Below are 14171 nucleotides of genomic sequence, written 5' to 3' on the forward strand. Positions count from 1 at the left end.
GACAAAAGACGGAAGATCTATGGACGATCGGCAGCAAGCAGCTGCAGCGTCTGCCGCAGCATCCGCAGCTGCGCGTAGGCGGAATGCTCCCGCCACGGGTCTGAGCTGAGGAGATGCACCCGGTGCCGCTGCACCGCAGGAATCTGCATCCAGGCGGGATCGTTCTCCAGCCGCGCCCACTCCGCCAGCGTGTCGCTCTCTCTGCGGATCAGCATCAGCAGATGATCGGCGGACAAGGCAGCGAGCTCTGCAGGCGTGACCGGAATATCATAGGTTCCCGAGCCGCTTCGGTATGCCGGTGTTAGCTTCAGCTCCCCGTACAGCAGGCCCGCCATTCCATGGTTGCAGTGCAAGTAAAGCTGGCGGCCCAGCATCCGCACGACGACCACCGCTTCTCCGGCAAGACGGCTGTGCAGCCGTTCCCGGCCCGCGGCGATCTCACGGTCATAGTGCTCCAGCCACTGATCGGCCTGCCAGCGCTCGCCGAGCACTTCGGCCAGACGCATAAACTGCCCCCGCCAGTCCCCGCCGGCCTCGCCGCAGTAATACACAGGAGCCAATTCCTCCAGGGCCGACCGTTCCTCCGCCTCCAGCTCATCGCCGGCGATCAGCAGATCGGCCGGGACCCGGCGGAGCAGCTCGATGTTGGCCTCCCACTCCTGATTGTTGCGGTAGGCGCTGATATGCAGCGGTATGTCGTTGCGGTACTTCCGGTAATAATATTCCGTCCATTTGGGATGCAGCGCGGCAGCATAAGGCATGAGGTTCAGCGGCAGCAGCTGGCCCAGCACCGCCGGCGTATAGGCGACCAGCTTGCGGCTCCGGCGCTTCATATAGACGGCCGGCGCCACGCCGATGGTCTTCTTGAACTTGCGGCTGAAATAGAACTCATCGGCAAAGCCCACCCGGTGGGCGATATCCTTGAGCTTGCTGCCCTGCTCCGCCATCAGCCGCTTGGCTTCCGCAAGCCGCAGCTCGGCAATGTAATCGACTGCGCTTTTGCCGTATTTTTTCTTGAACAGGTCCAGGAAATATTTCGGGCTCAGCCCGGCAGCCTGCGCCATCTCCCGGGTCGTAATAGGCTCCATATAATGCGCTTCTATATATTCCTTAGCCTGATCCAGCGCGGTTCCGGTATTCCGGGGCTGACGGCGGCTGTTTACGTGGATGGCATACAGCAGCTCCTGAAAATCAATCTGCGCCCGGAAGCTGATGCGCTGGCTGTCATCACCCGAGAGCTTAAACACCTCGCCGTAGATTGCCGAAATCTGCTTGGCCGGGAATACGGACAGCAGCGTATCCGGCGGGAACAGTGCCGCATCCTTCACGGGATAATAGCCCCCGCCCTCCTCTCTTGCGGCGAATACCTCAAAATAAAAAATCGACATATCCAGCCCGCTGGCCGGCGCAGCCGTTCCAATCGTCTGCTCCGGCATGCACAGGTACACAGAGCCGGGAGACAGCTCATGCTGCCGGTTGTCCACAATCAACCGGACCTCACCGCCCGCCACCAGAATCAGCGCATAACAGAAGTTAAGCTGCTGCGGCAGCCGTACCCCCTCTTCGCCCTTAAGCACCTGGACCGACAATAACCTGAAGGAGAGCCGTTCCCACTGCTGCAGCCGGCGCTCCGTCTCCATAGCCGTTAGCACTTGTTCCATTACCTGATAACACCACCATCACTGAACTGACCTCTTTTCATCAGTATAATTGATAACGGTTCTCAATGACAATGGCGATATGCGATATGCGATATACGATTTGGTGATATGGCGATATGGCGATATGGCGATATGGTGTCATGGTGTCATGGTGTTATGGTGTTATGCGATATGTTGTATTGGGCACGAATCCGCCCGCCAGCCGATCAATCCTTTTTAGGAGATGCAATTGCTGCGCTTCATACCCTTAACCAGCTGAGCCTTGATTGCGTGTTGCCTAGTTTGATTTTCGCCAACTATTTCCCCTACTTATCTTGTTCAACGAATTCTAAGTGGATAACAGCACACTAATTCGGACGATTTTACAGCAGAACAGCTATAATCCATGATTTAGTTTGCCGATTTCCACTTAGCATACGTAAATCCGTCTAATAGGCGGGATTAGTTTGCGATAATCCACTTAGGTTGGCACCGGAACACGTGAACCAACAAGAGGCCCCGCACAGCCTTAACCGGCTGCCGGGACCTCTCGATTATTATTTGACTATTTAACAGCGCTGTCCTCAGCCTTAAGCTTGGCGATCAGCTTGTCGCCCTCAACGTCCAGGTTCGGGAGCATGCGGTCCAGCCATTTTGGCAGCCACCAGGCTTTGTCCTTGAAGACAGCCATCACAGCCGGTACCAGCGTCATCCGGATCACGAAAGCATCGATCAGAATACCGAAGGCGAGTGCGAAGCCGATCTGCTTGATCATCGCATCAGGTGCAAAGATGAAGCCTGCGAAGACAGATACCATGATCACCGCCGCCGCCAGAACGACACGGCTGGCCAGCTCATAACCGTGAACAACGCTCTCCGTGCCGCGGTGCCCGTGGACGTAGGACTCACGCATGGAGCTGACCAGGAAGACCTGATAGTCCATCGCCAGGCCGTACAGAATGCCGGTTACCAGAATCGGCATAAAGCTGAGCAGCGGGCCGCCGGTATCGAAGCCGAACATGGAATGCAGCCATCCCCACTGGTACACGGCGGTGGTAACGCCGAAGGTGGCCAGAATACTGAGGACGAATCCGATCGTCGCCTTAATCGGCACGATGACAGAACGGAACACCAGCAGCAGAATGATCAACGACAGAACTACGATGATGCCGACATAAAGCGGCAGCGCATCGGCGAGCTTGGAAGACATATCGATATTGATGGCGGTGAACCCGGTCACACCGATCGTAACGCCGCTGGCCTTGGCCAGCTCATAATCAGGTGAGCGGAGATCATGCACCAGATTCTTAGTTTCTGTATCGGTCGGGCCTGTCTTCGGCGTCAAGCTGATAATCGCCATCGTGCCGGTGCTGTTAACCCCCATCGGGGATACCATGGCAACATTATCATGCTGCTGGAGTCCCATAACGAGGGCCCCCAGCGTTTCCATGGTGACGTGGCCGGCAGGATCCGTCGGCTCGGCAACGAGCACCAGCGGACCGTTAAACCCTTCGCCGAAGCCTTCGGTGATGGCGTCATAGCTTTGTCTGGCTGTCGTATCCAGATTGGCCGAGGCACCGGACGGAATGCCCAGCTCCATCTCGGTTGCCGGAATCGCCGCCGTACCGAGTACGATAACGGTGCCGACGATAATCAGCCAGCGGTACTTCACTGTCCCCTTCGCCCAGCGGAGCGAGAAGCCGCCGCGTGAACCGTTTTTGGAGGCAGCTTTGCTCTTGTCGCGGATTTTCTGCGAGACAATTTTCTCTCCGATAAAACCAAGCAGGGCCGGCAGCAGTGTGAGTGCCAAAAGCACATTCACAAACACGCTGGCTGCAGCGACCAGAGCCATGGTCGACAGGAATTCAATACCGATGATCAGCAGACCGCACAGGGCAATAATTACCGTCAAGCCGGCAAAAAAGACGGCGCTGCCGGCTGTGCCGATTGCCCGGCTGGCGGCTTCGCGGGCGCTTAATTTCTCATCGAGAATGAGCCGCCGCTGACGGTTCACGATGAAGAGCGCATAGTCGATGCCGACGGCAAGCCCGATCATAACCGCCAGAATCGGCGTAATATCGGTCAGATTAATAAATTTCGAGATGGCGAACGCACCTCCGACACTAACGGCAACGCCAAGGAGGGCCGTAAGCAGCGGGAGTCCTGCGGCAACGACAGAGCCAAGTGTCATGAAGAGTACGATGGCAGCAACTACGATGCCGACAACCTCCGTCGACCCGATCGCAATTTGGCTGGACAGCGACTCACTCGGAATGGCGGTAATGCCGGTACCGTTCTCTTCGGTGGCAGTGACGGCAGCGATCACCGCATCCGGCACCGACTCAGGCAATGCTGTCAGCTGCTCCGTGAACTGAAACTGGAACAGTGCAGTACCGCCATCTGCGGAGAGCATCACGCCGGTAAGCGGAACGCCGTCTACGACGAGCGGGCCGTATGGGGCTGCTGCTGCAGCTCCGTCTGCGGCACCGGCCTGGGCGCTTGCGTCTGCGCCAGCGGCAGCACCGGCCTGGGCGCTTGCATCTGCGCCGGCGGCAGCTCCGGCCTGGGCGCTTGCGTCTGCGCCAGCGGCAGCGCCGGCCTGGGCGCTCGCATCTGCGCCAGCGGCAGCACCGGCCTGGGCGCTTGCGTCTGCGCCAGCGGCAGCACCTGCCTGGGCGCTTGCGTCTGCGCCGGCTGCGGCAGCCAGCTCGGCAGGGTTAATCACGCTGTCAAGGGAATATACATCGTTTACAGCCTTCTGGATAGCGGGGAGTCTCTCCGGCGTATCCAGACGTTCACCGTCCGGTGCCGTAAATACGACGCTGGCCTGTCCGCCGGAAGCGGCCGGAAGCTCTTCCGCCAATTGATCCAGCACCTTCTGCGCTTCCGTGCCTTCGATTTTCATTTCCGAGCTGGAATGAATGCCGTTGATGCCGAGCATCGCAATGACAACCCCCAGAACAACGATCCAGCCGAAAAGGAAAACCCACGGCTTGTTATAGGCGCTTTTTCCCAATTTGTACAATAATGTTGACATAAGTTGGTTCTCCCTCTCCTTTGTATATGAAGCTAGACAATACTCTTAGAAGCCGTTGCGCAAGTAACTGAAGGTAGAGTTCACATATTGATCGAACGTGATCGCCTGCGGGTCCACACTTTCCGTTTCGCCGGGAAGCAGCACATTCAGGCTGCCGTCGAGAATCGGCACAAATGCCCCGTAGGCTGCCCCGGCCAGAAGATGGGTATAGCCAGTAGGGTACCGGCCGCCCGAGAATTCCTCCAGCACCAGCTGCGCCGAATCCTGCATTCCGCGGAACACGCTGAGAATATACGGCTCCAGTGCAGGGTAGCTTTTGGACAACTGAACCAGCCGGCGCACCTTATGCAGAATTTCTGCGGCCAGCTGCATCTGAAGCAGATGATATAAAATATCCAGCGGCGAGGTGTCCTGGGGCAGCCCGGCAACCAGATCGTCATATTCCTGCCGGTCAGTCTCGGCAGTAACGGCCGCTGTGGCCACCGCTTCTTCTTTGCATGAGAAGTAATTGGCGAATGTCCGCTTGGAATACCCGGCGCGCTGCACGACATCGTCGACGACAAAGCCGTCCATCCCGTGCTCGAGCGCGAGCTCAAATGCAGCCTCCGCCAAGGCATAGGCTGTAGCTTTCCGCTTCTTGTCACGCAAGCCAAGCTTATCGTACAAGACGGGTTCTCCTCCCTTCTTTAACCTGATCACAAGCCTTCCTATCACTCATCCTGAGCCCGATTCAAAAGCCCACTCCGATATTATTGCCCAAAATGCAAAATTGCGCAATGGGCAATATTTTATTAAGCGCTTACACTTTATTTATGTCATCACCAGCCGGAGTCCAAGCATATAAACATAAAAAATCGCTGCCTCACGGCAACGACCAGATTGCTTTGGCTCCGAAACCGGCAACCGTTGCGAACGAAAACCCCGAAGACTTCTACAAACCAATGCTAACGGACCACACCGCCGTTAATTCAGCGAAATAACCGATTCTGCAGGATAAGCGGACTCCGACGGCGTTATTACCGCTAAAGCAGCAAATGTAAGCGGTGCCGGGTTATATAAGTGCACTGGTGTCCGTCAGGAAGTCCAAAATACGTACAGATGAAAAATAGGTATATCTGGGTCCGTCCCTCGTATTTAAGAGATTTTCTCACAAATCCTCACTTATTCGCAGGATTTCATCGCAATGGAATAGCAATGGAATAGTGGAAACGGTTGGTTTGTAGTGGAAGTTGGGCCGCCGGACTGCTAAAGGGCATGCAGGAACAGAAGCAGCGCATAACGTGCTTTAAACAATAGGTATCCTGCACACTCCACTTGGCCCACGGAGGTTCACCCTCCCAGATCTCTACGGGTCCATGCCCTCACATTCCTTCGTTACCCCTGTCCATGTCGTGGAGACCGATAGCGTTTAGTTAACGGGTCAATGCCCTTCCGGACTCAGCACTCGGTTCTCTTATTCATGCCATGTTGTAAAATCCTGCGAACAAGTCAATTCTCGTGATTGGGTTTACGCGGCAACAGGGGCTGCAGATACACTACGGTACGATTCCCCTCGCTGGACCCTACCGATCAGAATTCGAGCCAGCATCCCCCAGTACAAATGCTTGCGGAACATGCTGTCCCCCCCGTTGTCCAAAGCCCGGCTAACCACCCGAGCCTTGGCTTGGGCCATTCAATCCGGGCCCGGCCATCTGATTGATTCCCGGATTATTCTGCATGGGCCCGCCATCCGCTGTGGTTTGCCGGGCTCTTCCGCCTCTAATCTGCCGGGCGCATCTCCTCCGTCCTCATTTACAGGTGCGTGATGACCTTGTCGATGATCCCGTATTCCAGCGCCTCCCCGGCGGTCATGAAATAATCGCGGTCCATATCCTGCGCAACCTTCTCCGGCGGCTGGCCGGTGCGCTCCGCGGTAATCTGTACCACCTTCTCCCGAAGCTTCAGAATCCGCTGCGCGCTGATGGCAATATCACTGGCCTGCCCCTGGGCGCCGCCGTGCGGCTGGTGGATCATAATCTCGCTGTTCGGCAGGGCATACCGTTTGCCTGTAGCCCCGGCGAGCAGCAGCAGCGAAGCGAAGGAAGCAGCCATACCGGTACAGATCGTGTTGACCTGCGGCTTAATCACCTGCATCGTATCATAAATACCGAAGCCTGCAGTTGTAACACCGCCGGGACTGTTAATGAACATCTGAATATCCTTGTCGGGGTCCTCCGCAGCCAGATACAGCAGCTGTGCAATGACGCTGTTCGCCAGCTGATCCTCAATTGCCGCGCCCACAAAGACAATCCGGTCCTTCAGCAGCCGGGAATATATATCGTAAGACCGCTCACCTCTGTCACTCTGATCAACTACATAAGGAATCACATTCATCGCCCTTACCTCCTGCGTATAGTGGTTATTGCACTTGGTAAACGGAAGAAGGAGCAAAAAGGATACGCTGCTGCATGCAAATAAGGCCTCTGCATAAAATAGCGCCTGTGCACAAGCATCTCCATAAAATAACGCCTATTCACAAAAAGCGATCGTACACTTTTGGAAATCTATATAAGTTGAACAAAAGAAGGAGACAGGAGTGCGGAGAGGAAGTTTGGAACTGGAATTCAACTTATCCGGCTATGAAGATTTTCCGGAGCAGCGCGTACCTTTTCCGGCAGCGTATTCGTTTATATAATAAAGGGGAACATCCCGCTGAACGAAAGGAGCACGGCACCATGGAACATGTCAAACGTCCGGGTCCAGGGCTGCGCATAGAAGGGCAGCACACGGATGGGCAGCGCATAGATGAGCAGCGCATAGATGAGCAGCGCATTGATGAGCAGCGCGTGGATGAACAGCGTCTGCGGCTGCTTGCCGCTGCCCTGAACCGCTATTGCCTGTCGCTCACCCGCTCGAACCAGGATGCCGAGGATCTGGCCCAGGACACCTGGGTCAAAGCGCTCGGCTATGAGAAGTTCGCCGTCAACCCGAATCCGGAAGCCCTGCTGCTGCGGATCGCCAGGAATACATGGATTGATCTGGCCCGCCGGAGAATTGCTTTGCGCCGGGTAATGGAACGGAGCGGACCGCCGGTGGAGGAGCAGACGGACCGCCTGCTGACGGAGAGCGAAATGGCCTTCCAGCTGCTGCTGAAGCATCTGACGCCGCTGCAGCGCACCGTCTTCCTGCTGCGCGATGTGCTCGGCTATCCGGCTGCGGAGACGGCAAGGCGGCTGCACACCAGTGAAGGCGCGGTCAAAGCCGCCCTGCACCGGGCCCGGCAGATGCTGGGGGAGGTGCGGGAGGAACTGGCGGAGGAGGGCCCGGCGGCTCCGCAGACAGCGGATCTGCGCGAGCTGCTGAGCGCCTTGGCCAAAGCTTACGAGTCCGGCCAGGTGCCGGTCATGCTGGAGCTGCTGCGCCGGGAACAAGCGGATGGCGTGACGATGGCTGTCGCCGCAGGCACTGTGCAGGCGTTCCATACCTCCGCCCTGCCGTCCGCCGCTTACACCGGTGCACAATCTGTGCTGCGGATGGCAGCTTAACGGCGGAAGGCGCAATTAACCATCCCAGATATACAGTGAGAGACCTCAATCCAAAGGAGTGAACCTATTGTGAGACGAATTCTGGTGCTGGGCGGAACGCGGTTCTTCGGCAAACGGCTGGTGGAGCGGCTGCTCCGGGATGAGAATACGCTAGTGACGATACTGACCAGGGGGCAGGCGCACGACGATTTAGGTGACCGGGTCCACCGGCTCACCGCCGACCGGAGCGATGAGGCACAGCTTGCCGCGGCGGTGCAGGGCAAGGAGTGGGATGTTGTCTATGACAACATTTGCTACTCCCCGGATGAAGCCATGGCCGCGGTACGGATCTTCGCCGGTTCAACCCGGCGCTACATTCTGACCTCAAGCTTATCCGTGTATGATACCAGCCCGCAGGCGCTAGCGGAAGGCGTTTTCGATCCGCTGCAGCTCGTCGTGCGCCCGGGCCTCAGGGAGCAGCTCAGCTACCAGGAGGGCAAACGCCTGGCCGAAGCGGTGCTGCTGCAGCAGACCGAATTCCCGGCGGCGGCAGTCCGGTTTCCCATTGTGCTCGGCACCGACGATTATACGCGGCGGTTGCATTTTCACATTGAGCATATCCTGAACGGCCGGCCGCTCGGCATTCCGAACCTTCAGGCGCAGATTTCCCTGATCCGCTCCGACGAAGCGGCAGAGTTCCTGTACTGGCTCGGCTTCTCCGCCCTCACGGGTCCGGTGAATGCCTGCTCGGACGGGACGCTTACTCTTGCCGGAATCATCTCCTGCATTGAGGAGGCAACCGGGCTCCCGGCGGACATCCGTGCTCAAACGGCGGAAGAGGATATGTCGCCGTTCGGCATTCCTGATTCGTGGTATATGGATACCGAAAAAGCCCGCAAGGCGGGCTTTGCTTTCCTCAAGCTGGCGGAGTGGTTCCCGCAGCTGGTACATGAACTTACCGCTTCACTCCGCCAGCGCTAGCAAGACCGGCTCCTCTTCTTCCGCTCGGCGGCGCTGATCCAGCGGCAGAATCCGGCCTGGCAGGTCGGATTCCTCTCCGCCGATCTTGAACACATCGATTTCGCGGAACAGCCGCTGCGAAATATCGCTGATCTCCGCCGCCTGCCCGGCGATGCCGCCGATGACTGCATCCTGCTGCGTAATGGAGGCATTGACCTCCTCAACGCCGGCCGCCGTCTGCTGGGCCACTGCTGCGACATCATGGATCGATTGCTCCAGCCGGATATTGATCCCGCGCGTCTCTTCCACCTTGGAGTGGATATGGCCGATATGGCCGCCGATCTCCGTGATGGAGCTGTCGATCGCCTCGAAGGAAGCCAGCGTTTCTGTGACCTGGAGGTCCTGCTCTTCGAGGCTTTTCCGGGTTTCCAGCATGCAGTCCTGGAACTCGGCCATGCCTTCAAGCAGTTCATGGATGATGCCGCTGATATGCGAGGAGGATCGTTTCGTCTCTTCAGACAGATGGCGGACCTCATCGGCAATCACCCCGAAGCCTTTGCCGGATGCGCCGGCCCGGGCGGCTTCAATGGCGGCGTTCAATGCCAGGATATGCGTCTGCTTGGAAATCTCCGTGATGGTACCGGTGATGCGTGAAATGTCCTGCGACTGTTCCGTCAGCTTCTCCAGTGCGGAATACACCTGCACGATCGCCGCACGCGAGCTGCGTGAGCGCTCGCGGAGCGCAGTAACCGTCTCGGCCCCCCGGCGGGTGTTGCGGCCCGCGGCTTCGCCGGCAGCGAGCATAACCCCCGTATAGTCGGCGATCCCGCCGACCCCGGCCTTCATTTCATGCAGCAGCCCCGCACTCCGCTCGGTCAGCATGGCCTGCTGGTCCGCGCCGGCGGAGATCTCCTGGACCGCCCGCACAATATCCCGGTTCGTATGGGCCGTTACGGCCGAAGCCTCCCGGAAGGACTTCGAGTAGTCCGCAAGCTCTGCAGCGGCGCTGCGGGTCTGTCCCAGCATGCCGCGCACCCGGGCCGCCATGTGGTCAAAATGCAGGCTGAGCTTCCCCAGCTCGTCATTGTACGGTGAATTGATCTGCTGGCGCAAATCGCCTTCGGCGATGCGCGACACCGCAGCCTGCAGCTTGTTTACCGGCGAGAGGAACGAGGTAACGAGAATCCAGCCCAAGGCCAGCGTGAACAGAAATACGGCGCCCGCAGCGTAAATGACCACCGATACCGTATCCTCCAGCTGCAGGAAGGAGTAGTCCTGCGCCTGCTCTGCATTGTTTTCGGCCGCTTCATACAGCTGTTCATTCGTTGCCAGCATCTCCTGATTCAGCGCCAACGCTTGCGTATGTACCGTATCAATCGTCTCCAGCACCGTCAGCGGGTCGAGGCTGGCATCCTCCATCGTGGCCGTCAGCTCTTCGATGTACCCGGCGTACTGTCCGGCCTGCGCCTGCAGCTGCTGCAATTGTCCGGCTGCCGGGCTGTCCGCCGCAAAGGACACCTTAGCCAGTTCCCCCCCGATCTGCGACTGCTTGTCCACGAGGCCGGCGGCCAGCTCCACGTCACTGGACTCGGCCAGCGCAGTCTCCAGATTGTTGATCTCCTGCAGCAGGCCGCCGAGCGTCGTCACTGCAAGTCTATTTTCCATCTCCGTCTTCTGCCGTTCCATGGATTGCTTCACCTGATTGATCTTCTGTCCCTGAATCAGCGCCACACTCATAACAATAAGCGTAATGGCGGTAAAGCTGGCAATCAATTTCCATTTCATTGACAGATGAAGCCGGTTCTTCTTCAACAGAATTCCCCCCGAGTACGTCCTATCCCGCCTGCTACCTTTCGGATAGGTATAATTTACTAGTCCATTTCATTCTAGTAGCCGGATATTAAATGCTCTCCCAGAGTTTGTATGGGCAATGTAAAGAATATGTTGCGAAAATGTTAACATCCGCCGACAGCCCGGCATCAAAAAAAGCCCCCGTACCCCGTACGGAAGCTTGTCCAGACCTGTACCTATCCATTTTCCGCCTATACATGACTTCCCACAAATGACCGTCGACATCCTGGAGGCTCCAGTTGTACATAAAACCGTGGTCCACCGGATCATTGAAGGGCTGGCCGCCGGCGGCCAGCGTCTTGTTCACCAGCTCGTCCACCTCCGCCCGGCTTGAAGCCGAGATGGCCGTGATGACCTCTGTCTGGGTGGAAGCGTCCACAATCGTTTTGGCGGTAAAGAAGTCAATCGACGTCTGCAACTGCTTGACCGGTAAATTGATAAACAGCTGTCCTGCCTGAAATGCCATGCATTTTAACCACCTTTCGGAAATAAAAGTAGGAAGCAGCAGCCCAGGCTGATTATAGCATAGTTGCCTGCCCGGCACTCCATAAGCTCCAAAGTTGAAATCCGCTCCCGGCGGGAGTACGCTTAAACCAAAGCATTACAAATCCAGTGAACAATCTGTATATTGCGTTGACCTAACAGCGGTATTCTGAAAGTAACTAACCGTGAAAGAGGTGGAGGATGTGCCGGGGATCTGGATGCATTTGGAGTATGGCCGGCTGCTGGCCGGGGAATTCAAGGACCGTTTCTCCTGCCGGGACGGCAGTGGCGGGGAGGGCAAGCTGTACCAGCTTGGCTGTCAGGGTCCGGATTTTCTGCTCTACCACAGCTTTTGGCCGTGGAACAAGGATACGCGGGCAATCCGGCTCGGCGATCAGATGCATGCGGCGCACTGCGGGCCGGTACTGCTGGAGTTCTGGGAGCGGACATTCCGCCTGAACGGGCAGGAACAGCGGGAGGCGCAGCAATATTTCCTCGGATTCCTGACCCACCACCTGCTCGACCGCAATCTTCACCCCTATATTAACTGGAAGGCGGGCTACCGGGACCGGGACCATCAGCGGTTTGAGTTTGTGCTGGATACGGTGTTCATGCATAAGCTCCGGCACTTCGAGACCTGGCGGGAGCCCGCCTGGTCCAGGATCAGCGTCGGCCGGAATCTCCCGCGCAGCGTCCGTCACATCCTGCATGAGACAGTTTCTGCCTGGTATCCTGAGACGGGGCGTCTGCCTGAGAACCTCTGGGATGAAGCCTACCTCGATATGGTGCTGGCCCAGAAATGGCTGTTCGACCCCAGAGGCTGGAAGAAGCGGCTGGTGCCGCAGAGCTGGCGGCATCTCTTTTATCATCCCCCTACTGCCGGGGAAGAACGCCTGGATTACTTGAATGAGACTCATACGCAGTGGCGGCATTCCGCCCTGTATTCCGAGGTGCGGACAGAGAGCGTGACGGATCTGTGGGAACAGGCGCTGGAAGAGGGGCGGATGGTGCTGCAGGCGCTGGCCGGCTGGCTGGGCGGAACAACACTGGCCGAAACGTCCACCGGGCGGGAGCAATTCATTCAACTGCTCGGCGACCGATCCTATGATACCGGCAAGGAGTGCAGCAGCAACCTCAGCAATCAGTATGCCGAGCCAATCTGGGAGAGCGGCAAAGTACCTGAGTCAGCCTCAATGTAAAGGCCCCACTTGGTGGGGTTATTTCATGCCCATTATTGCCGGAAGCGGCGTCTGCCGGGAGCTCCGCAGTAGCGGCTATGCATAAACTGGTTGTAAATTCTGCCGGCGGGCCGCTGCAAAACTGTTGCCCCGCTTAATGCCGCGTTAACTTCGTGCGAACACTCGGCAGCTAAGATGAAAGTGTCGACTTTCAATTACCGGGAGGGGATACTATTGCGTCTGGCTTTGTTTACGGACACCTATCTTCCGCAAACCAACGGGGTCTCGCGGACACTGAAGCGGCTTACCGGCCATCTGGACCGCCGGGGGATCGAGCACATTCTGTTTACGCCGAAGCCCGGGCCTGAAGAGCTCTGTGCCAGTCCGGTCCGTCCGGTTACCAGCATTCCGTTTCTCCTGTATCCCGAATGCCGGCTGGCCCTGCCCAGTCTGTTCTCCATCCAAAGCGAAATGAAGGTCTTCCGTCCCGACCTGGTCCACCTCGCTACTCCATTCAATCTTGGGCTTTGCGGCCTGCATGTTGCCCGGAAGCTCCGCCTGCCGCATGTCGCCTCCTACCATACCCACTTCGACCGTTACCTGGATTACTACCGCCTGAAACGCCTGGTCCCGCTCTACTGGAAATATATGAATTGGTTCCATCAATCCTGCGACGCCATTCTGGCTCCGTCCCGCGAGACTATTGACACCTTGTCCGCCCGCGGCTTCACCGGTCTGCGGCTGTGGTCCAGAGGCATCGACTGCAGCCTGTATTCGCCGGAGAAGCGCAGGGCGGACCTGCGGGAGCGCTACGCCCTGACCGCGCCTCTGGTGCTGCTATATGTCGGAAGGCTCGCCCCGGAGAAGGATGTCGGCACCCTGCTCTCAGCCATACGGCTGCTGCCTCCTTCCGCTGAGGCCGGTATCCACCTGCTGGTGGTGGGAGACGGTCCCCTGCTGCATGAACTGCAGGCCCAGGCGCCGGACAATGTCACCTTCACCGGGGCCAGGCACGGTGAAGAGCTGGCGGAGCTGTACGCCTCCGCCGACCTGTTCGTGTTTCCGTCGAGCACGGAGACGTTCGGCAACGTCGTGCTGGAGGCGATGGCCTCCGGCCTCCCGGTCATCGCCGCAGGCGGCGGGGCCGCGCCGGAGCTGGTCGCCCCCGGCGTGAACGGCCGCCTCTTCGCGCCGCAGGACCCGCAGGCGCTGGCACTGGCGATTATGCAGGCGGCTGCAGACCCTGACGGGCGCGCCGCCATGGGGCGGGAAGGCCGGCGGCTGGCGCTCGGCCGCTCCTGGGAGTCCGTCTTCGACGGGCTCATCGCCGATTATGCGGACGTGATCGAACGCAAAGCGGCCGCCCGCGCGGCCGGACTTCCGGCAGGCGCGCATACGGCTTAGGGCATGTCCGGACGCTAGCCTTATGGGCCGGCTGTTCTTTCCGCGGACGCTTATTTCTCCGGGCAGCTTTATCCGGCATCTCCTTACAGATAGAGAGGACCGGGCATCCGCCCGG

The 14171-nt window shown here is 58.3% G+C and carries 10 protein-coding genes and 1 pseudogene; 5 read left to right on the plus strand and 6 right to left on the minus strand.

Translation table 11 applies throughout. From position 1 onward, the window contains the following. Nucleotides 1-17: 17 nt before the first annotated feature. The 3 genes from F1381_RS17880 to F1381_RS17890 all read right to left on the minus strand — a co-directional run bounded on the left by F1381_RS17880 (nt 18) and on the right by F1381_RS17890 (nt 5343). The gene (locus F1381_RS17880; protein ID WP_246188087.1) at nt 18-1661 is read right to left on the minus strand and encodes a helix-turn-helix domain-containing protein; all 1644 of its coding nucleotides are present in this window, start codon (nt 1659-1661) and stop codon (nt 18-20) included. A 544-nt stretch (nt 1662-2205) separates the two neighbouring features. Continuing rightward, entirely contained in the window at nt 2206-4677 is a 2472-nt protein-coding gene (locus tag F1381_RS17885) for an MMPL family transporter (protein WP_151736193.1), read from the minus strand. Nucleotides 4678-4722: 45 nt separating this feature from the next. Then, complete coding sequence (locus F1381_RS17890) at nt 4723-5343, minus strand: TetR family transcriptional regulator (RefSeq protein WP_246188088.1); 621 nt, start codon at nt 5341-5343, stop codon at nt 4723-4725. Between the two features lie 86 nt (nt 5344-5429). On the opposite strand from F1381_RS17890, the gene F1381_RS28590 reads away from it, so the two are divergent. Next, nucleotides 5430-5657: a hypothetical protein gene (locus tag F1381_RS28590; RefSeq protein ID WP_222850455.1), complete on the plus strand. Its 228-nt coding sequence runs from the start codon at nt 5430-5432 to the stop codon at nt 5655-5657. A gap of 811 nt (nt 5658-6468) precedes the next feature. On the opposite strand, the gene F1381_RS17895 is transcribed toward F1381_RS28590, so the two are convergent. After that, nucleotides 6469-7050 carry an ATP-dependent Clp protease proteolytic subunit gene (locus F1381_RS17895; protein WP_151736194.1) on the minus strand — a complete coding sequence of 194 codons (582 nt, stop codon included), beginning with the start codon at nt 7048-7050 and terminating at the stop codon, nt 6469-6471. A gap of 341 nt (nt 7051-7391) precedes the next feature. On the opposite strand from F1381_RS17895, the gene F1381_RS17900 reads away from it, so the two are divergent. Both F1381_RS17900 and F1381_RS17905 read left to right on the plus strand, forming a co-directional pair. Next, entirely contained in the window at nt 7392-8201 is an 810-nt protein-coding gene (locus F1381_RS17900; protein WP_187355425.1) for an RNA polymerase sigma factor, read from the plus strand. Nucleotides 8202-8270: 69 nt separating this feature from the next. After that, the gene (locus F1381_RS17905) at nt 8271-9161 is read left to right on the plus strand and encodes an NAD(P)H-binding protein (RefSeq protein WP_151736196.1); all 891 of its coding nucleotides are present in this window, start codon (nt 8271-8273) and stop codon (nt 9159-9161) included. Here F1381_RS17905 and F1381_RS17910 read toward each other — a convergent pair. Together F1381_RS17910 and F1381_RS17915 are read right to left on the minus strand one after the other, a co-directional pair. Beyond that, a complete protein-coding gene (locus F1381_RS17910; protein ID WP_222850456.1) occupies nt 9144-10925 on the minus strand; it encodes a methyl-accepting chemotaxis protein in 1782 nt (593 codons plus the stop codon). The two genes, F1381_RS17905 and F1381_RS17910, sit on opposite strands and share 18 nt — an antisense overlap. Before the next feature lie 259 nt (nt 10926-11184). Further along, nucleotides 11185-11457, minus strand: a pseudogene (locus tag F1381_RS17915) (VOC family protein); the annotation flags it as partial. A 202-nt stretch (nt 11458-11659) separates the two neighbouring features. On the opposite strand from F1381_RS17915, the gene F1381_RS17920 reads away from it, so the two are divergent. After that, the gene (locus F1381_RS17920) at nt 11660-12673 is read left to right on the plus strand and encodes a zinc dependent phospholipase C family protein (RefSeq protein WP_246188089.1); all 1014 of its coding nucleotides are present in this window, start codon (nt 11660-11662) and stop codon (nt 12671-12673) included. A 213-nt stretch (nt 12674-12886) separates the two neighbouring features. Beyond that, complete coding sequence (locus tag F1381_RS17925) at nt 12887-14056, plus strand: glycosyltransferase family 4 protein (protein ID WP_151736199.1); 1170 nt, start codon at nt 12887-12889, stop codon at nt 14054-14056. The last annotated feature ends 115 nt before the right edge of the window (nt 14057-14171 follow it).

Origin of the sequence: Paenibacillus tengchongensis (assembly GCF_008973665.1) — a bacterium.
In the GTDB taxonomy this organism is placed as follows: Bacteria; Bacillota; Bacilli; order Paenibacillales; family Paenibacillaceae; genus Paenibacillus_AQ; species Paenibacillus_AQ tengchongensis.